Below are 18,756 nucleotides of genomic sequence, written 5' to 3'. Positions count from 1 at the left end.
ATTGCGTCGTCGGCAGTGATCGAATGGGTGATATGTCGTCATATCCGTTCGTGCTGAGCGAAGTCGAAGGACCTGTATTTCGGGCCGGCCCTTCGACTTCGCTCAGGGCGAACGGGAATGGGGCTCAGTCGTCGTCCTCGATCGCCACCACCGGAGGATGCAGGCGGAGGCGGTTGATGCGGCGTTCGTCGGCGTCGATGACTTCGAGCTTCCAGCCGCTGGGGTGATCGACGCATTCGCCGACCTGCGGCACATGGCCCGCGAGCAGCGCCGCCAAGCCGCCGAGCGTATCGATATCGCCATCGACCTCCGCTAGTCGCGCGTCGATGAGTTCCGCAGCATCTTCGAGCTCGGCGCGCGCGTCGACATCCCAGGCACCGCCTTCGATCGGCGTCATCAACACCTGCGGCGCATCGTCATGCTCGTCCTCGATATCGCCGACGATTTCCTCGATCAGGTCCTCGAACGTGACGAGGCCCTCCGTGCCCGAATATTCGTCGAGCACGATCGTCAGGTGGACATGCTTTTGCCGCATGTCGGCGAGCAGATCGAGCGCCCCGCGCGACATCGGCGCATAGAGCGGCTCGCGGATCAGGCCGGCGATCGACGCGGGATGCTCGGCGCCGGTCGCGAGGATGTTGAAGACGTCCTTGATGTGGACCATGCCGATGATCGTATCGAGGTTGTCGCGGTATACCGGCAGGCGGCTGTGGCCCGCTTCGGCAAACAGCTTCACGAGGTCGGCAAACGGCGTGTCCTCCTCGACCGCGATGATGTCCGCCCTCGGCACGCCGACGTCGCCGGCATCGCGCTCGCTGAAGTGCAGCAGGTTGCGGACCATCTGGCGCTCGAGCGGCGTCAGATCGCCCTTAGCATCGGGCGCGGGATCGCCCTCGTGCCGGTCGATCGCATCCTCGAGTTGGTCGCGGAGAGACTCGTCCTGGTTGCCGAAGATCAGGCCCTTGAGCCCGCGCCAGATACTGTCGCTACTATCGCCGTTACCGGCATTGGGGCCATCGGCCATCGTGGTCGTCAGTCCTCTTTGATGAGATAGGGGTCGTGAAGGCCCAGAGCGGCGAGCGCGTCGCGTTCGATCTGCTCCATACCCTCGGCCTCGTCGTCGTCGATATGGTCATAGCCTAGCAGATGCAGCGTGCCGTGCACCATCAGATGCATGGCATGATCTTCGACCGAAATACCGCGCTCAGTGGCCTCTGCCACACAGACGCCGTGTGCGAGGATGATGTCGCCTAGCAGAACCTCGCCGTCGTCCGAATTCTGGCTGATCGTGGCGAGCAGATCGGGCTGGACCATCGGGAAGGACAGGACGTTGGTCGGTTTGTCCTTCTGGCGGTACTGCTTGTTGAGCGTGTGGACCTCTTCGTCGGATGCTAGCCGGATCGAGATCTCGACGGTTGCGGCGCTGGTCAGCAGTTCGCCATGCGGAGTCCGCTCGATGGCCGCGGTCGCTGCGCGCAGGGCAAGAGCGTCCCAGTCCTGCTCAGGCCAGGGGGCATCGGAAGAGAGCGCGATTTCGAGCATGCAGGTCCTTCAGGCGAGATCGGTTTGGGCGAAATCATTACCCTTGTAGAGAAGTTCCGCACCATTGGTCTTTGCGCAGGCATAGGCGAAGCAATCGCCCATGTTGAGCTTTGCGGGGTGGTTCCCTTTGCCGTAGCGCGCCGCCGCGATGATCGCTTCCCGGCCTTCACGCTCGCCGATTGATACGAGACGCAGACCGGCTTCGTATGCAAAGCTCGAAATAGCGTCGGCCGCTTGCTGAAGGCTTGCCTTCCTTAACCTTGCGATGGCTTGCGCCGCTTCCCACGCGCCGACTGCGCAATAGCAGCGGTCGTCATGCGATCTCGATGACATCGGCGAAATAGTCAGCTTCCGGCTCGCCGTAAACGATCGCGACTATGGCAGAGGCATCGACGAGGATGGTCAATCGTCGTCTTCATCGTTCAGCGAATCGTAAAACGCCTTGTCGGCCTCAAGCCCTGTCGGCTCGCCTAGTGGGTGAGCCGCGCGCCATGCACGCAAGCGCTCACGCAGGCTCGATACAGGGTCTTCCGGCGCCAACTCCGCCTTACGCTTGCGCAACAAGTCGCGGACAACTTCGGTCTTGGTTACACCCAGGCGCGCTGCAAGCTCGGTCGCGAGTTCGGCGGTTTCGCTATCCTTGATGTAAAGAGACGCCATCGTCATGCTCCTGGGATATCCCGGATACTACTCCAGGATATCCCCACCATCAAGCATCCGTGCCTTCGTAGGCGGCGACGACGCGGCCGACGATCGGGTGGCGGACGACGTCGCCGACGGTGAAGCGGCACATCGAGATGCTCTCCACGCCCTCCAGCCGGGTGACGGCGTCCGCCAGACCCGAGGCCGCCACGCCGCCGGGGATGTCGACCTGCTTGGGATCGCCGCAGATCACCATGCGGCTGTTCTGGCCGAAGCGGGTGAGGAACATCTTCATCTGTGCGGGGTGGTGTTCTGCGCCTCGTCGAGGATCACGAACGCATCGGCGAGGGTGCGGCCGCGCATGAAGGCGATCGGGGCGACCTCGATCTCGCCGCTGGCGATGCGGCGTTCGACCTGTTCCGCGGGGAGGCAGTCGTAGAGCGCGTCGTAGAGCGGGCGGAGGTAGGGATCGACCTTCTCCTTCATGTCGCCGGGGAGGAAGCCGAGACGTTCGCCCGCCTCGACCGCAGGGCGTGACAGGATGAGGCGCTGGACGCTGCCGGTGATGAGCTGCTGCACCGCCTGCGCGACGGCCACGTAGGTCTTGCCCGTGCCTGCCGGCCCGAGTGCGAAGATCATGTCGTTGTTGGCGAGTTCGCGCATGTAGTGCGCCTGCGCCGGGGTGCGCGGAACGATCGTCTTCTTGCGCGTCCTGATCATGATCGGGGGCGCCGCCGCCGCCGGCATCGGCGCGGATGATGCCTTCGAGCACGGGCTCGTCGGCCATCGCGATCGACGCATCGACCAGGCCGGTATCGACGTCCTCGCCGCGCTGGATGCGGGCGTAGAGATCGTGGAGCACGTCGCGGGCCTTGGCGACCTGTTCGGCGGTCCCCTCCAGGCCGATCTTGTTCCCTCGTGCGGTGATGTAGACGCCGAGGCGATTCTCGAGCGCTACCAGGTTCTGGTCGTACTGGCCGAAGAGCCGGACGAGCAATTGGGGCTTGTCGAACAGCAGCTCGACACGGGCGCGGTCACCGGACTGGGCGGGAACGGGTTTACGGCTCATACGGTCCTTTCAGGGACAGGCTTTTGGAAAGAAGGGCTTTTGCAAAGAAGGTTAGGCCGGGTTAGGCCAACGCACGGTGCGATCGCGGTGTCGTCGGATTGGAGATGAGCACGCCAAGCGACGCGTTCAAGCCGCGCCGGAGCGCTGGCTGAGAGATGATTCGAGTCGCGTGGGCGAAGCTGCATCGGTGGCGAGTGTGACAGGGGATCGGGGTGTAGGACAGCGAAATCGCGGGGGGTGCTTGATGGCCTGCCGGTGTTGTTTTGGGGCCTAGGCAGCGAGAGGCCCTCCCTGATCCTCCCTGTAGGGGAGGTGTCTGGCGCTTGCCAGACGGAGGGGTGATACCCTTTCGATAGCGCGGTCACCCCTCCGTCAGCCCTTCGGGCTGCCACCTCCCTATCAGGGGAGAATAGTTTTCAGGCGGCTTCGGCGATGCGTTCGGTGCCGGTGAGGGAGTTCGGGCCGGCTGCCGCGAGCGTCACCTCTACCAGGTCGCCGATCGCGTGGTTGCCGATCAGGTGGACCGATTGCAGCCAGGGGGACTTGCCGATCAGCTGACCGGGGAGTTTGCCGGCGCGTTCGAGCAGGACCGTGCAGGTGCGGCCGACGGTGGCGGCGTTGAAGGCGTGCTGGTCGCGGTTGAGCGCGGCCTGGAGGCGCTGGAGGCGTTCGTCCATGACCGATTCCGGGACCTGTTCGACGATCGACGCCGCGGGGGTGCCGGGGCGGGGGCTGTATTTGAAGCTGTAGGCCTGCGCATAGCCGACCGCATCGACCAGGCTCAGCGTGTCTTCGAACTCGGCGTCGGTCTCGCCGGGGAAGCCGACGATGAAATCGCCCGACAGCGCGATGTCGGGGCGGACTTCGCGGACGCGGTCGAGCAGGCGGAGGTAGGAGTCTCGGGTGTGGCTGCGGTTCATCGCCTTCAGCACGCGGTCGCTGCCGCTTTGGACCGGCAAATGGAGGAACGGCATCAGGCTCTCGATGTCGCGGTGCGCGTCGATCAGGCCCTGGGTCATGTCGTTGGGGTGGCTGGTGGTGTAGCGGATCCGCGCGAGGCCCGGGATGCGGTCGAGGTCGCGGATCAGGTCGTGGAGGCCGCGCTCGTTTTCGGACCACGCGTTGACGTTCTGGCCGAGCAGCGTGATTTCGCGCGCGCCGGCGTCGACCAGCGCCTTCGCCTCGTCGACGATCGCTGCGAACGGGCGGCTGATTTCCGCGCCTCTCGTGTAGGGTACGACGCAGTAGGTGCAGAATTTGTCGCAGCCTTCCTGCACGGTGAGGAACGCGGAGGGTGCGACCTTCCGGCGGGGGAGCGCGCCGAACTTCGACAATAGCGGCATGTCGGTGTCGAGCGACGGCGTGCCGGCGGCGGCCTTCGCGACGAGGTCGGGGAGGTTGTGATAGGCTTGCGGGCCGACGACGATATCGACCTTGGCGCGGGTGAAGATCTCTTCGCCCTCGGCTTGCGCGACGCAGCCGGCGACGGCGATCATCGGGGTCTTGCCGGACTTGCGGCGCTGGTCCTTCCGGAGGCGACCGATGTCCGAATAGACCTTTTCGGTGGCGCGCTCGCGGATGTGACATGTGTTGAGGACGACGACGTCGGCGTCGACCGCGTCGGCCTGGGTGAGGCCCTGGGCGGCCATCAGTTCGGCCATGCGCTCGCCGTCGTAGACGTTCATCTGGCAGCCGAAGGATTTTACGTGGAAGGTTTTGGGAGGGGACATGCTGGGGGCCGTACCAAATTTGTGGGCTTGGGGGAGGGGGCGTTGTTGGGGAGGCACTAACCAGTATCAGGCACCTCCCCGGCATCAGGCCACCCCCTGGGCATCAGGCACTATCGCGGCATCGGGCACCACCCCGGCGAAGGCCGGGGCCCAATTGGAAAGGTCGCGGTAACGGAGCACGGACCTTCACCAGCATCGTCCCCCAATTGGGCCCCGGCCTTCGCCGGGGTGGTGTTTGTGTGTTGGGGATGGGGGAGCTTCCCTTCCTTGTTCTCCCGCGAAGGCGGGAGTCCAGACTGGGCCCCGCCTTCGCGGGGGAACATTCTTTGTTCGTGAGTTACAGCGCTTCCATGCGGCGGCGGGCTTCGGCGGCTATGGCTTTTCGGTCGCCGTATTCTGCTGGGTCGAAGGGTTCGGCGAAGTGCAGTGTTGCTACGAAGCTGCCCTTGCGTTGCAATACGCGGGCGGCGTGGTGCTGGCCGGGCTCGTCGCCGACCCAGGCGAGTTCGCTCGTCGCGGTGCCGTAATCGATGCGGACGGGTTGGACTTTACGCCCGGCGGGGGCGGGTCGAGCGCGGCGAGCAGCGCGGCCTTGAAGGGAGAAGGGTAACGCCGTCTCCCGTCGTGCCTTCGGGGAAGAGGGTGACGGGCCAGTCTGCCGCCAGCGCGTCGCGGATCTGGGCGATCTGGGCGGTTACGGCCATGCGGTCGGCGCGGCTGACGAAGATTGTGTGGTTCAGCGTGCAGAGCCAGCCGACCAGCGGGGCGCTGCGGAGTTCCGACTTGGCCACGAACGCGCTGCCGGTCGCACCGGAGAGGAGCAGGATGTCGATCCAGCTCAGATGGTTCGACACGAAGACGACGTCATGACGGAGCAGGGTGCCCACGACGCGCGCCCGAGCGCCGACGATCCGCGCGACCAGCCCCAGGAACCGCGGCGGCCAAGGCGACTTCCGCCCGAACAGCCGCCACGCTCCATGCAACGGTAGCGCGACGATCAGCGCAAGCAGCAACGCCGCCAGTCGCGCGCCAAAGCGGACCCGGCCGATCGCGTCAGTCCTTGCGGGTCAGCGCGACGCCGTAGAGTTCCATGCGGTGGTCGACCAGTCGGAAGCCGAGTTTCTCCGCGATCGCCTTCTGCAACTGCTCGAGTTCGGGGTCGACGAATTCGATCACCTTGCCGCTCTCGACATCGATCAGATGATCGTGATGCGCTTCGAGGGCGGGCTCGTAGCGCGCGCGGCCGTCGCCGAAATCGTGGCGGTCGAGGATGCCGGCTTCCTCGAACAGGCGGACGGTGCGGTACACCGTCGCGATCGAGATGCCGGGGTCGATCTGCGAGGCGCGCTCATAGACCTTCTCGACGTCGGGATGGTCATCCGCCTCGGACAGCACGCGTGCGATGACGCGGCGCTGCTCGGTGATGCGCAGGCCCTTCTCGTTGCAGAGTGCTTCCAGATCGATCTTGCGCGGCATGTGTCATTCCCTCGTTCAGTGCCATGTAGGGCGTTCGCGCTGTTGCGAAAAGGGATAGTGACTCGCAATAAGCCTTAACCGTTGATAACTCGCGAATATGTATGTGCGTCATACGCTACACCGGTCTTGCCGCGGTAATAGGCGCGGCGTTCGCCGACCTTGGTGAAGCCGTGTGCGCCGTACATCTTGACCGCATCGTTGCCGGCGCGGACTTCGAGGTGGAGTTTCGCGATGGCGCCGACCGAGCATTCGGCGATCGCCGCGCGGATAAGGGCCGTGCCGACGCCGCGGCGGCGATGGTCGGGCGCGACCGCGATCAGCAGCAGTTCGGCTTCGTCGGCGACCGTGCGGGTCATCGTGAAACCGGCGGGAAAGTCGTCGACGAACGCGAGCGTCAGCTGGACTCCGGTGAGCGCGAGAACGCCGAGGCACTGGCTGCGCGTCCACGCCTCGCCGTAGCGCGGGTCGAATGCCTCGGTCATCAGCGTGTCGACGATCGCGAGATCGCGCGCATCGCCGGTGCGGAGGGAGACCACGCGGGTCGCGACCTGGCGGGTGGCCATTACTTCGGGACCGAAGGCTTGGCGTCGGGCGCGCGGCCGTAGATCGGGCTTGGCGCAAGGCCGGTAAGCGTCGCGGGGAGCAGGATTGCGGAGGCTGCATCGGGCAGCGCTTCGGTAAGATCCAGGCTGTCGTCCAGCGCAGAAAGCCAGCGGACGCCGTTGCCGACCGCACGCCGTCCCGCCAGCGCGGCGAGCGCAGCGGCGGGCTTCAGCGATACCATGTCGGATCGCGGCGACAGATCGGCGGAGAAGGCCTGCATGAAGACCTCGCCATGCCCGCCTTCCATGATCACCGCAATATCGTGGGTTGGTCGTGCGGCGAATCCGGCGGCGGCGATGAGCGGGAGCGAGGAGAAGCCGGCGATCTCCGCGCCCCAGCCGAGCGCGAGGCCGCGCGCGGCGGCGATGCCGACGCGGACGCCCGTGAAGCTACCGGGGCCACAATCGACGACGATGCGGTCGGCGCGGCCGCCATCGGGGAGCTCGGCGATCATCGGGATCAGGCGCTCGGCATGGCCGCGGCCGACCACGTCATGCGCGCGCGCGATGACGGCGCCGGACTCGATGAGCGCGACCGAACAGGCGGTGGTGGATGTCTCGATGACTAAGGTGCGCATGACTTCTTACCCTCTCCCCTCAGGGCAGAGGGCAGGGTGAGGGGCGCCGCGAGCGCTGCCCTTCCCAACTGCCCCTCACCCCGACCCTCTCCCCGCAGGGGAGAGGAGCAGGTCCCTCCCAGTTACGCGATGCTGTTGAACTTCGCGAAGTCGGGGCGGGGCGAGCGGGCGTAGATCGTCGCGGGATCGCCGTGGCCGAGCGTCGAGATGAAGTTCGTCCGCACCGCCGGCGTGTCGTGAAAGAACGCCGCATCGACCTTGCCTGCGTCAAAGCCCGACATCGGCCCGGTATCGAGCCCGAGCATCCGCGCGGCGATGATGAAATACGCACCCTGCAACGACGAGTTGCGGAACGCGGACGCCTCACGCAGTTCGGCGTTGCCGTCGAACCACGACTTCGCATCGGCGTGCGGGAACAGCTCGGGCAGGTGCTCGTGGAAATTGGTATCCATGCCGATGATCACCGACACGGGGGCGTTCAGGATCTTGGGCTTGTTCTGCGCGCTGCACGCGTCCGCCAGCTTCTGCTTCGACTCGTCGCTGACGCACCAGATCAGCCGCGCGGGGAGCTGGTTGGCCGAAGTCGGGCCCCACTTCATCAGGTCCCAGATCGCGTGCAGGTCGCTCTCGGCGACCGGCTCGTCGGTGTAGCCATTATAGGTCCGGGCTTCGCGGAAGACGGTGTCGAGGACGGTATCGTCGAGTTTCGCGCGCATCAGACGGCTCTCACTTCGGTGACTTCGGGGACGTAGTATTTCAGCAGTTGCTCGATGCCGTTCTTCAGCGTCGCGCTCGACGACGGGCAGCCGGCGCACGCGCCCTGCAGTTGGAGGAACACCTTGCCCTTGTCGAAGCCGCGATAGACGATGTCGCCACCGTCGTTCGCGACGGCCGGGCGGACGCGGGTGTCGATCAGTTCGCGGATCTGCGCGACGATGTCGGCATCGGCGGGGTCGTCCGACAGCGCGGGCTCGTCCGACGGCACCGAGAAGCCGGCGCGCGCGGGCTTGAACAGCGGCATCGCGGCGGAGAAATGATCGAGCAGGATCGCGAGCACGTCGGGCTTCAGGTCCGACCAGGCGACGCCGGGCGCGGCGGTCACCGACACGAAATCGCGGCCGAAGAACACGCCGGTCACGTCGCCGAGATTGAAGATCGCCTCGGCCAGCGGACTGGTCTCGGCCTCCTCGGGGGTGGCGAAGTCGCGCGTGCCGGCGTCCATGACGGCGCGTCCCGGCAGGAACTTCAACGTCGAGGGGTTCGGGGTGGATTCCGTTTCGATCAGCATGAAGGGCATGTGGCCCGGCGGGGGCGAGGGATCAAGCGGGGAACGGGAAACGGTTTCTTTCGGGGGTGTGTTGGAGGGCATTCTTCTTGCTCCCCTCCCTCGTGAAGGGAGGGGTTGGGGGTGGGTGGGTTCGTGATGGTCGTCACGCTCGCCAAGCGGCCGACCCACCCCCAGCCCCTCCCTGCCAGGGAGGGGAGCTAGAAGGGGCAGGGGAGTTAGAAGGCAAAAGGCTCAGACGTCCATCGCCTTCACCGCGGCGTTCCAGCTGCCGATGTTGCGGACCGCGTCCTGGACGAAGGCGGAGCGGCGGACGATGCCGAGGAACAGGTCGGCGATCCACTTGCCGGGGTTGCGCAGGGGCGTTCGAACTGGATCAGCAGGACGACGCGGGTGCCGCTCGTGTCGTTCCAGACCTCGTGGTTGTAGGTGTCGTCGAACACGAGCGTTTCGCCTTCCGCCCAGCGCACCACGCGGTCGTGGACTCGCATGCGGACGTCGCCGTCGCGCGGGACGATCAGGCCGAGGTGGCAGGTGATGAGGCCCTTGGTCACGCCGCGATGCTCGGGGATGTGCGTGCCGGGCGCGAGGATCGAGAAAAACGCGCTGTTGAGGCCGGGGATGCGCGCGACGGCGGCAGCGGTATTGGGGCAGCGCGTGAGGCTCTCCTCGATCGGATAGCCATAGCCGTAGAGGAAGAACGAGCGCCATTTGTCGACTTCGGCGATCGAGCGGTGATCGGGCGAGATCGTCGCGAGGCTGGGGATGCCTCGCCTTGCAGCGCGACATGGACGGCTTCGTCCCGGATCGCGGCCCAGTTCTCACGCAGCCCAGCGGTCCAGGCGAAATCGCGGACGTCGAGCACCGGATCGTTGGCGACCAGCGAGGACGAGGCGATCATCCGGTCGAACACGCCGCGCAGATGCTTGCCGACGCGGATGATCAGCGGGCGGTTGGCTTCGGCGACCATCGGCGCGCCGGGTTTCGGGGCGCCCGAGATCACGTTCAGATCGGGCACACGGGCGCTGCGGCGTACTGCCGGCCCGCCCGATTCCCGCCACAATGAAGGCTGCCCCAGTTTGTGGCCCAGTTCGGCTTCGACCGTCATTTCTATCCTGCATCCTGGCGCGTCGATCGCGCCGATCCCCTTGTTCGGACACGATATACCGCTGGTGTTGGACGAAATGATGGCAGGCGCGGCCACCCTCGATTGTGCGGTGTATTGTGCGGCGCTGGCGATGCGCGCGCGGGGACGCTACAGATGCGTCATGGTATCCTTATCGCGCTTGTATCGCGCTCCCGTCCTGCTCCCCGTCATCCTTGGCCTCGCTATCCCGGCGAGCGGCCAGATGGCGACCCAGCAGGCCGCCTCCACCGTTGCCGAGGGGGCGCCAAAGAAGCGCCGACGCTTCCCGAGCTGACGGGAATCGATACGACCGCGTGGCTCTACAAGGGCAGCGACCTCACCCGCGATCCCGAGTGGAAGTTCGGCACGCTGCCCAACGGCATGCGGTTCGCGGTGCGCAAGAACGGCGTGCCACCCGGCCAGGTGTCGGTGCGCGTGCGGATCGATGCCGGCTCGTTGAACGAAACCGACAGCGAGCGCGGTTTCGCGCATTTCATCGAGCATCTCTCGTTCCGCGGGTCCGAATACGTGCCGGACGGTGAGGCCAAGCGCGTCTGGCAGCGGTTCGGCGCGACCTTCGGCTCGGACACCAACGCGCAGACCACGCCGACCTCGACCACGTTCAAGCTCGATCTTCCCTCGGCGACCCAGGCGGGGCTCGACGAGAGCCTGAAGATCATGGCCGGCATGATGGAGAAGCCGACGATCACCGACGCGTCGGTCGCCGCCGAGCGCCCGATCGTGCTGGCGGAACAGCGCGAGCAGCCGGGGCCGCAGGTGCGCTTCGGCGATGCGATCCGCGCGACGTTCTTCGCCGGGCAGCCGCTCGCGGATCGCTCGCCGATCGGCAACATCAAGACGCTGGAGGCCGCGACCGGCGCCACCGTGAAGGCATTCCACGATCGCTGGTATCGGCCGGAGAATACCGTCGTCATCATCTCGGGCGACATGGACCCGGCGCTGTTCGGGCGGTTGATCGTCAAGAATTTCGCGGACTGGAAGGGCATCGGCCCGGTCACGCCCGCGCCCGATTTCGGCAAGCCCGATCCGAAGGCGCCGGTCTCCGCGACGATCGCCGAGCCGGCGATCCCGGCGGTGGTGACGCTCGGCGTGGTGCGGCCCTGGGAGTATAAGGACGATACCGCGATCATGAACCAGAAGCGGCTGGTCGACGTGCTGGCCACCCGGCTGATCAGCCGGCGGCTGGAGACGCGGGCGCGGGCTGGCGGCAGTTTCCTCCAGGCCGGCGTGTCGATCGACGACGTGTCGCGCTCGGCGAACCTGACCAGCGTCAACATCGTGCCGATCGGCACCGACTGGGAAGCGGCGTTGAAGGACGTCCGCGCGGTGATCGCCGACGCGCAGACCAACGCGCCGAGCCAAGCCGAGGTCGACCGCGAATATGCCGATTTCGACACGATCATGCGGACCAGCGTCGAGACCGCGCGGGTCGAGGCGGGCGCCAAGCAGGCGGACGACATGGTCGGCGCGCTCGACATCCGCGAGACGGTGGCCGGGCCGGAAACGTCGTACAAGATTTTGCAGGACGCCAAGGCGAAGGGCATGTTCACGCCCGCCACGCTGCTCGCGTCGAGCAAGGCGATCTTCGAGGGGACCGCGACCCGCGCTCTGGTGAACACGCAGACCCCCGATGCGGGAGCTGCGAACAAGCTGGCGACCGCACTGAAGGCGGATGTTTCGGGCCTGGCCGGCAAGCGTCGTGCGCAGGCTGCGGTCGATTTCTCGAAGCTGCCGTCGCTCGGCAAGCCGGGCGTCGTGGCCAGCCGCGAGAAGATCGCCGCGTTCGACATGGAGCAGGTGAACTTCGCCAACGGGACGCGCGTGCTGCTGTTCCCGAACGCGGGCGAGACCGGGCGCGTGTATGTGCGCGTGCGGTTCGGCGGCGGCTATACCGCGATCCCGTCGAACCGGCCGACGCCGGCCTGGGCGGGCGATCTCGCGCTGGTCGCGGGGGCATCGGCAAGCTCGACCAGGGCGATCTCGACCAGCTTACCGCGGGCCGGCGGATCGGTCTCGACTTCGGGATCGACGACGATGCGTTCACGCTGGGCGCGATCACCTCGCCGGCGGATTATTCGGACCAGTTGCGGTTGATGGCGGCAAAACTCGCGTTCCCGGCCTGGGATCCGGCGCCGGTGGCGCGTGCGCGGGTCGCTGCGCTGGCCGGGTTTGCCGGGTATGACTCTTCGCCGGATGGCGTGTTGTCGCGCGACCTCGAGGGTTTGCTGCGCGCGGGCGATCCGCGCTGGGGGACGCCGTCGAAGGAGACGGTCGAAGCGCTCAACGCGAAGGACTTCCGCGCGTTCTGGGAGCCGATCCTGAAGACCGGGCCGATCGAGGTCTCGATCTTCGGCGACGTGAAGACCGAGGATGCGATCGCCGCGGTCGCCAAGTCGTTCGGGGCGATGAAGCCGCGCACGGCGGTGTCGAAGGTCGGCGCACCGGTCGGTTTCCCCGCGCACAACGCGACGCCGGTGATGCGCGCGCATACCGGGCCTGAGAACCAGGCGGCGGCGGTGATCGCCTGGCCGACGGGTGGTGGGATCGACAATATCGTCGAGGCGCGGCGTCTCGACGTGCTGGCGCAGGTGTTCAGCGATCGGTTGTTCGAGCGGCTGCGGCAGGCGGCGGGGGCGAGCTACAGCCCGAACGTGTCGAGCCAGTGGCCGGTGGGGATGAACACCGGCGGGCGGATGGTCGCGATAGGCCAAGTCGCGCCGGACAAGGTGTCGTTCTTCTTCCAGATCGCGCGGCAGATCGCGGCCGAACTGGTGTCGACGCCGATCGCGCCGGACGAGCTGGACCGGATCAAGAAGCCGATGGGGCAGTATATCCTGCGCGCCTCGACCGGGAACCAGTTCTGGTTGCAGCAGCTCGGCGGGGCGACCTTCGACCCGCGCCGGATCGCGGCGACGCAGCGGATCGCTTCGGACCTGGTGGCCACCACGCCGGTGGAGTTGCAGGCGACGGCGGCGAAGTATCTGCGGCCGGAGAAGGACTGGACGATGGCGGTCGTGCCGGCTGCGGCGAAGAAGCCAGCCAAGTAATCCGCCCATCCTTCACCCCTCCCTGAAAGGGAGGGGCCGAAGTGGGTTGCCGTCCGTATTATGATGGCCCAGCATCCTGAGTATGGCTCGCGTCGTGCCTTTGATGACTAACCGGGCGCGCAGTCTGCGGACACAGGCGACTGAAGCTGAGCGGCTGATCTGGCATCGAGTTTCAGGCTTCCGTCCGCGGTTCACGCGCCAGCTTGTGGTCGGCCGCTGCATCGTCGATCTTGCCTGTCGTAGCGTGAAGCTTGCGATCGAGTTCGATGGGAGCCAGCATATCGAGTCAGATTATGATTTGCGGCGAACTGCGTTTCTCGAAGGGCTGGGGTGGCGCGTAATCCGGTTCTGGAATTCCGACGTCGTGGGGAATCCGGATGGCGTCGCCGAAGCGATCGTGGCGGAGGTCGGCGCCACTCGCTAGCCTACCCACCCTCGGCCCCTCCCTTTCAGGGAGGGGTGCAGATTGGATACGGTGGCTTAGCTCAGCTCTTATACAAGCCGTCCAGCCTTTCGCCGTAGACCTGCCTGAGCACATGGCGGCGGATCTTGAGGCTCGGGGTCAGTTGCTCGTTCTCGATTGTGAAGGGGCCGTCCGCGAGTACGAACCTTCGGATGCGCTCTGTCACCGTCAGGTCCTTGTTCACTCGCTCGATCGCGTGGCCGATTGCGGTGCGGAACTCGCTGTTTTCGGCCAGCCGGGCGAAGCTGCAGGCGTCGCCGTTGCCTGCGCACCATTCCTGCGTCCATTCCGGATCGGGGACGACCAGCGCGACCATGTACGGGCGCTTGTCGCCGGCGATCATCGCCTGCGCGATCTCGGGCTGGAGCGTCAGCATGCCCTCGACCTTTTGCGGGGCGACGTTCTCGCCCTTGTCGTTGATGATCAGGTCTTTCTTGCGGTCGGTGATGCGGATCCGGCCGCGGTCGTCGATCTCGCCGATGTCGCCGGTGTGGAGCCAGCCGTCCTTGAGGACCTTCGCGGTTTCGGCGTCGTTGCGCCAATAGCCGTGCATGACGAGTTCGCCGCGGACCAGGATTTCACCGTCCTCGGCGATGCGGACCTCGGTGTCGTTGAGCGCCGGGCCGACCGAGTCCATGCGGACGCCGGCCTTGGGGCGGTTGCAGGATATGACGGGGGCCGCTTCGGTCTGGCCATAGCCTTGCAGGAAGGTGAGCCCGAGCGACTCGAAGAACAGGCCGACTTCGGGGTTTAGCGGGGCGCCCCCGAGATCATCGCTTTCAACCGGCCACCGAACTTCTTCGAGATCTTCGGTTTAAAGAGCGTGGCGACGGCGGCCTGCATAGGGCGGTCGATCAGGCGGAGGCGGCCGGCGTAGCGCTTGCCGCCGATGTCGAGCGCGCGGGCGAGGAGATACGCCGACGCGCCGCCTTGTTTCTCGATCGTCTTTGAAATGCGCGTGCGGAGGACTTCGAACAGGCGGGGGACGACGAACATGATCGTCGGGCGCGTCTCCTCGATGTTGGCGGCGAGCTTTTCGAGGCCTTCCGCGTAATAGATCTGGCCGCCGAGCGAGATCGGGAAGTGCTGGCCGCCGGTGTGTTCGTAGGCGTGGCTGAGCGGCAGGAACGACAGGAACACCTCGTTGTCCCAGCCGAAATCCTCCGAGATCACGCTCGCGCAGCCGGCGCAATTGTGGAGGATCGCGCCGTGGTGCTGCATGACGCCGCGCGGCGCGCCGCCGGTGCCCGAGGTGTAGATGATGCAGGCGAGGTCTTCGCGGGCGAAGTCGGCGCGGGCCGCGGCGGCGGCGGGCGCGGTCTGGTGCGCGGCGATCAGCGCGTGCCAGTTGTGGAAGTCGATCGACGCGGGGACCTTCATGTCCTCGAGCCCGATGACGGTCTGCGCCTGGTTCGACCGGATCACCGCGGGGAGCACCGTCTTAGCGAGCTTCGCGGTCGAGACGATGATCGCGCAGGCGCCGGCGTTCTCGATGATGTGGAGGTGATCGCGTTCGGTGTTGGTGACGTAGGTCGGCACGGTGATGCACCCCGCCGCCATGATCGCGAGGTCGCTGAGGCACCATTCGGGGCGGTTCTCGCTGACCAGCATGACGCGGTCGCCGCGCTTCAGGCCGATCGCGGTGAGGGCGGTGGCTAGGCTCGCGACTTGCCGCGCGGCGTCGGCCCAGCTCGTGGCGACCCACGTGCCGCTCGTCTTGGTCCAGAGGAACGGCGCGTCGCCTTTCTCCGCGGCGCGTGTGAAGAACATCGTGACGAGGTTCGGGAATCGTTCGAGCTGGCGGGCCATTGTCTCTCCTGAACTGCTCTGTGACCGGCATTCATGCGGCTGGTCTTATGACGGCTTTGCAGCGAGCTATACCGCGTTGAATCTCCCCGTCATGCCGGGCTTGTTCCGGCATCCACCGTTCCGCGCACTCTTAGGCCTTGGATGATGCGGGACCGTGGACCCCGGAACAAGTCCGGGGTGACGGAGAGTCCTACTCCGGCGCGCGCTGGAGGGCGCCGACGCGCTGGATCCGGGTGACGGTGCCGTCCTGGCTCATCGCGACGCCTTCGCTGCGCGGGTCTGCCGCGCCGACCCATTTGCCGGCGACGCGTTCGATCGCGTTTGCCTTCAGGCCGAGCGGTTTGACTCGCACTGTCTCGCCGAGCGCCTCCAGAGCGGGGATCATCGCCTCGATCTGCGTGCCCTTTTCCGCCGCGGCGACGTGGCCGGGGGCGTAGAGCAGCCCGAGCGCGATCGAGTCCTGCGCGGACAGTTTCCAGTCGACCACGCCGATGATCGCCTTGGCCACCTGCGCTATGATCGTCGAGCCGCCCGCCGCGCCGACCGCGAGCCGGACTTTCCCGTCGGGGCCGTAGACGATCGTCGGCGACATGGAGCTGCGCGGACGCTTGCCGCCCTCGACGCGGTTGGCGACGAGCGCGCCGTCCTTCTCGGGCACGATGTCGAAGTCGGTGAGCTGGTTGTTGAGGACGGTGCCGTCGACCGTGATGCCGGAGCCGAAATAGCCCTCGACGGTGGTCGTGACTTCGACGACGTTGCCGTTAGCGTCGACCGTGGCGATGTCGGTGGTGCCGGCGACTTCGCTGACCGGGGCGCGGGTGCGGGCGGGGGCGCCGGGGGCGTGCCGGGCGCGACGCCCGCCATCGTCGTGGTGGGGGAGATCAGGGCCGAGCGCGACGCGAGGTACTTCGCGTCGAGCATGCCCTGTACCGGCACGCGGACGAAATCGGGGTCGCCGACATAGAGGTCGCGGTCGGCATAGGCGAGACGCGAGGATTCGGCGAACAGGTGCCAGGCCTGGGGGTTGTCCTTGCCGAGCTTTGCCATGTCGAAGCGTTCGAGCTGCTTCAGGATCATCAGCACGGTGACGCCGCCGGACGAGGGCGGGCCCATGCCGCAGACGCGGTAGACGCGGTATTTGACGCAGACCGGCGGGCGGTTCTTGGCATCGTAGCTGGCGAGATCGCCGAGCGTCATCTTCGACGGATTGCGCGCGGCTGTGTTGACTGCGGTGACGATCTTCTGCGCCTGCGGGCCGACGTAGAAGCTGTCGGGGCCTTGGCGAGCGATGCGCTGGAGGAGGGCGGCTTGTTGCGGGTTCTTGATCGTCGCGCCGATCGCGACCGGCGAGCCATCGGGGGCGGAGAAGAGCGCGCGGGTCTCGGGCGTGACGTGGTCGCCGTAGGACTTCATGCCGTTGACGAGGCGGGGGTGGCCTGGAAGCCGTTGGTGGCGAGCCGGATCGCTGGGGCGAAGAGTTGCGCCCAGGGCAGCTTGCCCGAGGCACGGTGTGCGAGCGCCATGCCGCGAAGTGCGCCGGGGATGCCGACGCTGCGGCCGCCGGGAACCGCATCCCTGTGGCTTAGTGGTGTGCCGTCGGGGCGTAGAACCAGCGGGCGTCGGCGGCGGCGGAGCCTCTTCGCGCGCGTCGATCGTGCTGAGTGCGCCGCCCGCGGCGTGCGAGACCCAGAAGCTGCCGCCGCCGATGCCGGAGCTTTGCGGTTCGACGACGTTGAGCGCGAGCATCGTGGCGATTGCGGCGTCGGTGGCGCTGCCGCCCGCGCGGAGGATCTCGACGCCGGCGGCGGCTGCGCGGGGGTCGGCGGCGCTGACCATGCCTTGGTCATTGGCCGGGGCGGGGGTGGGTTGGCGCGCCTCTGCGGTGGCGGTGGGGACGAGGAGGGCGAGCGCTAGGAGGGAGGTCTTCATCGCGGGGGAGCGTAGCGCGGTTGGGGTATGAGGCAAGCCGTTAGCCCCAAACGTCCGTCATCCTGGGCTCGACCCAGGGTCCAGAGCAACACAGGGCGACGTCCGTGGCTCTGGATCCCAGCTTTCGCTGGGATGACGGGAGGGTTAGCGAGCGTCGACATGCACCGCGTCGGCGACGGAGGCAAAGCCGTCGCGGGTCAGTAGCGCGTCCAGTTCGCGGAGGATGCGGGCGGGGAGGCCGGGGCCTTCGTACACCAAAGCGGTATACAGCTGGACGAGGCTCGCGCCGGCGCGGAGGCGGGCATAGGCCTCCGCGCCGCTGTCGACGCCGCCGACCGAGATCAGGGGTATCGCGGCACCCGTTGCCTTGCGGAAATCGGCGAGGCGTTGGCGGGCCAGGGGGCGAGGGGCGCACCGGACAGGCCGCCGGTTTCCTTCGCATTGGCCGAGCGCAGGCCGGGGCGGGAGATGGTCGTGTTGTTGACGATCAGCGCGTCGATGCGGTTGTCGAGGGCTGCTCGGGCGATGTCGTCGATGTCGGCGGGGTCGAGATCGGGCGCGACCTTGAGGAAGATCGGCGTGGTGCCCTTGGCGGCGGTGCAGGCGGCGAGCAGGTCGCGCAACGCTGCGCCGTGCTGGAGATCGCGCAGGCCGGGGGTGTTGGGAGAGCTGATGTTGATCGTGATGTAGTCGGCGTGCGGCGCGGCGCGGGTGACGCCGTGGACATAGTCGGCGGTGCGGTCGGTGGCGTCCTTGTTCGCGCCGACGTTGATGCCGAGGATGCCGTTGCGCCTTGCGCTCTGCGCGCGGGGAAGCGCGCCATCGACGCCGCCATTGTTGAAGCCGAGGCGGTTGATGACGGCGCGGTCTTCGGGGAGGCGGAAGATGCGGGGCTTCGGGTTGCCTGGCTGCGCGAGCGGGTGAGCGTGCCGATCTCGACGCTGCCGAGCCCGAGCCCGAAGAAGCCGTCGATCGCGCGGCCGTCCTTGTCGACGCCTGCCGCGAGGCCGACCGGATTGGGGAAGGTGATCCCCGCAACCGTCGTCGCGAGCCGCGGTACGTTCGGAGCTAGGGGCGTGCCGGCGCGGCCCCATGCGGCGAGCGCGGCGATGGTCAGGCTATGCGCGCGCTCGGCGTCGAGGCGGAACAGGATCGGGTGGTAGAAGGCCATTGCTCATCCTTGCTCCCTCCATCGGTCGGGAAGGTTCATTCTTGCTCCCTCCCTGGAAGGGAGGGGCTGGGGTGGGTTGGTCCGTTGGTTGGCGTGCCCTCGCATCAGCAGCCGACCCACCTCGACCCCTCCCTTCCAGGGAGGGGGAAGTCAAGCTTTCGGGTCGTGCGCAAGGCATAAAACCCGCTTCCAGTTGCGAGTCGTTAGCACCGCTCGCCGGGTTGACGATGCACTGCACAAAGCCCATTTGACCAATCGGATCATAT

17 protein-coding genes and 5 pseudogenes are annotated in these 18,756 nt (G+C 66.8%); 3 read left to right on the top strand and 19 right to left on the bottom strand.

What is annotated here, in order from left to right:
• Nucleotides 1-124: 124 nt before the first annotated feature.
• From AC0IX7_RS11585 to AC0IX7_RS11525, 13 genes and pseudogenes are all read right to left on the bottom strand, one after another.
• Nucleotides 125-1,024, bottom strand: a complete 900-nt coding sequence (locus tag AC0IX7_RS11585) for a hemolysin family protein (RefSeq protein ID WP_187504032.1) — start codon at nucleotides 1,022-1,024, stop codon at nucleotides 125-127.
• Nucleotides 1,025-1,032: 8 nt separating this feature from the next.
• On the bottom strand, nucleotides 1,033-1,542 hold the full coding sequence (gene ybeY / locus AC0IX7_RS11580) for an rRNA maturation RNase YbeY (RefSeq protein WP_471812004.1): 510 nt from the start codon (nucleotides 1,540-1,542) through the stop codon (nucleotides 1,033-1,035).
• Between the two features lie 9 nt (nucleotides 1,543-1,551).
• The gene (locus tag AC0IX7_RS11575) at nucleotides 1,552-1,875 is read right to left on the bottom strand and encodes a type II toxin-antitoxin system VapC family toxin (RefSeq protein ID WP_471812002.1); all 324 of its coding nucleotides are present in this window, start codon (nucleotides 1,873-1,875) and stop codon (nucleotides 1,552-1,554) included.
• A gap of 69 nt (nucleotides 1,876-1,944) precedes the next feature.
• The gene (locus AC0IX7_RS11570) at nucleotides 1,945-2,202 is read right to left on the bottom strand and encodes a type II toxin-antitoxin system VapB family antitoxin (protein WP_471812000.1); all 258 of its coding nucleotides are present in this window, start codon (nucleotides 2,200-2,202) and stop codon (nucleotides 1,945-1,947) included.
• 49 nt (nucleotides 2,203-2,251) lie between these two features.
• Nucleotides 2,252-3,253, bottom strand: a pseudogene (locus AC0IX7_RS11565) (PhoH family protein).
• 416 nt (nucleotides 3,254-3,669) lie between these two features.
• Nucleotides 3,670-4,983, bottom strand: a complete 1,314-nt coding sequence (gene miaB, locus AC0IX7_RS11560) for a tRNA (N6-isopentenyl adenosine(37)-C2)-methylthiotransferase MiaB (RefSeq protein ID WP_471811998.1) — start codon at nucleotides 4,981-4,983, stop codon at nucleotides 3,670-3,672.
• A gap of 548 nt (nucleotides 4,984-5,531) precedes the next feature.
• Nucleotides 5,532-5,996, bottom strand: a complete 465-nt coding sequence (locus tag AC0IX7_RS11555; RefSeq protein WP_471811996.1) for a lysophospholipid acyltransferase family protein — start codon at nucleotides 5,994-5,996, stop codon at nucleotides 5,532-5,534.
• A gap of 40 nt (nucleotides 5,997-6,036) precedes the next feature.
• A complete protein-coding gene (locus AC0IX7_RS11550) occupies nucleotides 6,037-6,459 on the bottom strand; it encodes a Fur family transcriptional regulator (RefSeq protein WP_471811995.1) in 423 nt (140 codons plus the stop codon).
• 74 nt (nucleotides 6,460-6,533) lie between these two features.
• A complete protein-coding gene (locus AC0IX7_RS11545; protein WP_471811993.1) occupies nucleotides 6,534-7,022 on the bottom strand; it encodes a GNAT family N-acetyltransferase in 489 nt (162 codons plus the stop codon).
• Nucleotides 7,022-7,639, bottom strand: coding sequence for a tRNA (adenosine(37)-N6)-threonylcarbamoyltransferase complex dimerization subunit type 1 TsaB (tsaB, locus tag AC0IX7_RS11540; RefSeq protein ID WP_471811991.1), 618 nt, complete (start codon nucleotides 7,637-7,639; stop codon nucleotides 7,022-7,024). The genes AC0IX7_RS11545 and tsaB overlap by 1 nt, the downstream gene beginning before the upstream one ends.
• Nucleotides 7,640-7,761: 122 nt before the next feature.
• Complete coding sequence (locus AC0IX7_RS11535) at nucleotides 7,762-8,355, bottom strand: malonic semialdehyde reductase (protein WP_471811989.1); 594 nt, start codon at nucleotides 8,353-8,355, stop codon at nucleotides 7,762-7,764.
• On the bottom strand, nucleotides 8,355-8,927 hold the full coding sequence (locus AC0IX7_RS11530) for a NifU family protein (RefSeq protein ID WP_187504735.1): 573 nt from the start codon (nucleotides 8,925-8,927) through the stop codon (nucleotides 8,355-8,357). Before AC0IX7_RS11530 ends, AC0IX7_RS11535 begins: the two co-directional genes overlap by 1 nt.
• Nucleotides 8,928-9,175: 248 nt before the next feature.
• The gene (locus tag AC0IX7_RS11525; RefSeq protein ID WP_471813858.1) at nucleotides 9,176-9,652 is read right to left on the bottom strand and encodes an aspartyl/asparaginyl beta-hydroxylase domain-containing protein; all 477 of its coding nucleotides are present in this window, start codon (nucleotides 9,650-9,652) and stop codon (nucleotides 9,176-9,178) included.
• Between the two features lie 533 nt (nucleotides 9,653-10,185).
• Here AC0IX7_RS11525 and AC0IX7_RS11520 point away from each other — a divergent pair.
• From AC0IX7_RS11520 to AC0IX7_RS11510, 3 genes are all read left to right on the top strand, one after another.
• Nucleotides 10,186-12,165: a M16 family metallopeptidase gene (locus AC0IX7_RS11520; RefSeq protein ID WP_471811987.1), complete on the top strand. Its 1,980-nt coding sequence runs from the start codon at nucleotides 10,186-10,188 to the stop codon at nucleotides 12,163-12,165.
• Nucleotides 12,165-13,118 (top strand): M16 family metallopeptidase, encoded by a 954-nt coding sequence (locus AC0IX7_RS11515; RefSeq protein ID WP_471811986.1) that lies wholly within the window; start codon nucleotides 12,165-12,167, stop codon nucleotides 13,116-13,118. The genes AC0IX7_RS11520 and AC0IX7_RS11515 overlap by 1 nt, the downstream gene beginning before the upstream one ends.
• 103 nt (nucleotides 13,119-13,221) lie before the next feature.
• Nucleotides 13,222-13,542, top strand: coding sequence for an endonuclease domain-containing protein (locus AC0IX7_RS11510; protein WP_471811985.1), 321 nt, complete (start codon nucleotides 13,222-13,224; stop codon nucleotides 13,540-13,542).
• Between the two features lie 61 nt (nucleotides 13,543-13,603).
• Here the strand turns inward: AC0IX7_RS11510 and AC0IX7_RS11505 are convergent.
• From AC0IX7_RS11505 to AC0IX7_RS11480, 6 genes and pseudogenes are all read right to left on the bottom strand, one after another.
• A pseudogene (locus tag AC0IX7_RS11505) lies at nucleotides 13,604-15,390 on the bottom strand (AMP-dependent synthetase/ligase).
• A gap of 190 nt (nucleotides 15,391-15,580) precedes the next feature.
• On the bottom strand, nucleotides 15,581-16,171 hold the full coding sequence (locus AC0IX7_RS11500; protein ID WP_471813857.1) for a gamma-glutamyltransferase: 591 nt from the start codon (nucleotides 16,169-16,171) through the stop codon (nucleotides 15,581-15,583).
• A gap of 134 nt (nucleotides 16,172-16,305) precedes the next feature.
• Nucleotides 16,306-16,878: pseudogene (locus AC0IX7_RS11495) on the bottom strand (gamma-glutamyltransferase); the annotation flags it as partial.
• On the bottom strand, nucleotides 16,800-17,003 hold the full coding sequence (locus AC0IX7_RS11490; RefSeq protein ID WP_471813855.1) for a gamma-glutamyltransferase: 204 nt from the start codon (nucleotides 17,001-17,003) through the stop codon (nucleotides 16,800-16,802). The gene AC0IX7_RS11490 and the pseudogene AC0IX7_RS11495, both read right to left, overlap by 79 nt.
• 76 nt (nucleotides 17,004-17,079) lie before the next feature.
• Nucleotides 17,080-17,136, bottom strand: a pseudogene (locus tag AC0IX7_RS11485) (hypothetical protein); the annotation flags it as partial.
• A gap of 327 nt (nucleotides 17,137-17,463) precedes the next feature.
• Nucleotides 17,464-18,490 (bottom strand): annotated as a pseudogene (locus AC0IX7_RS11480) (quinone-dependent dihydroorotate dehydrogenase).
• Nucleotides 18,491-18,756: the final 266 nt, after the last annotated feature.

The organism is Sphingomonas sp. AC411, assembly GCF_979253035.1.
Note: the sequence above shows the minus strand (reverse complement) of the source record. Positions and strands in the feature narration are given on the sequence as shown.

Coding starts and splice junctions, on each gene's coding strand:
- AC0IX7_RS11530 (WP_187504735.1), bottom strand. CDS start 8,927: ATGCTGATCGAAACGGAATCCACCCCGAACCCCTCGACGTTGAAGTTC.
- AC0IX7_RS11545 (WP_471811993.1), bottom strand. CDS start 7,022: ATGGCCACCCGCCAGGTCGCGACCCGCGTGGTCTCCCTCCGCACCGGC.
- AC0IX7_RS11520 (WP_471811987.1), top strand. CDS start 10,186: ATGCGTCATGGTATCCTTATCGCGCTTGTATCGCGCTCCCGTCCTGCT.
- ybeY (WP_471812004.1), bottom strand. CDS start 1,542: ATGCTCGAAATCGCGCTCTCTTCCGATGCCCCCTGGCCTGAGCAGGAC.
- AC0IX7_RS11535 (WP_471811989.1), bottom strand. CDS start 8,355: ATGCGCGCGAAACTCGACGATACCGTCCTCGACACCGTCTTCCGCGAA.
- AC0IX7_RS11585 (WP_187504032.1), bottom strand. CDS start 1,024: ATGGCCGATGGCCCCAATGCCGGTAACGGCGATAGTAGCGACAGTATC.
- AC0IX7_RS11575 (WP_471812002.1), bottom strand. CDS start 1,875: ATGTCATCGAGATCGCATGACGACCGCTGCTATTGCGCAGTCGGCGCG.
- AC0IX7_RS11510 (WP_471811985.1), top strand. CDS start 13,222: ATGACTAACCGGGCGCGCAGTCTGCGGACACAGGCGACTGAAGCTGAG.
- tsaB (WP_471811991.1), bottom strand. CDS start 7,639: ATGCGCACCTTAGTCATCGAGACATCCACCACCGCCTGTTCGGTCGCG.
- AC0IX7_RS11570 (WP_471812000.1), bottom strand. CDS start 2,202: ATGGCGTCTCTTTACATCAAGGATAGCGAAACCGCCGAACTCGCGACC.
- AC0IX7_RS11515 (WP_471811986.1), top strand. CDS start 12,165: ATGGCGGCAAAACTCGCGTTCCCGGCCTGGGATCCGGCGCCGGTGGCG.
- miaB (WP_471811998.1), bottom strand. CDS start 4,983: ATGTCCCCTCCCAAAACCTTCCACGTAAAATCCTTCGGCTGCCAGATG.
- AC0IX7_RS11550 (WP_471811995.1), bottom strand. CDS start 6,459: ATGCCGCGCAAGATCGATCTGGAAGCACTCTGCAACGAGAAGGGCCTG.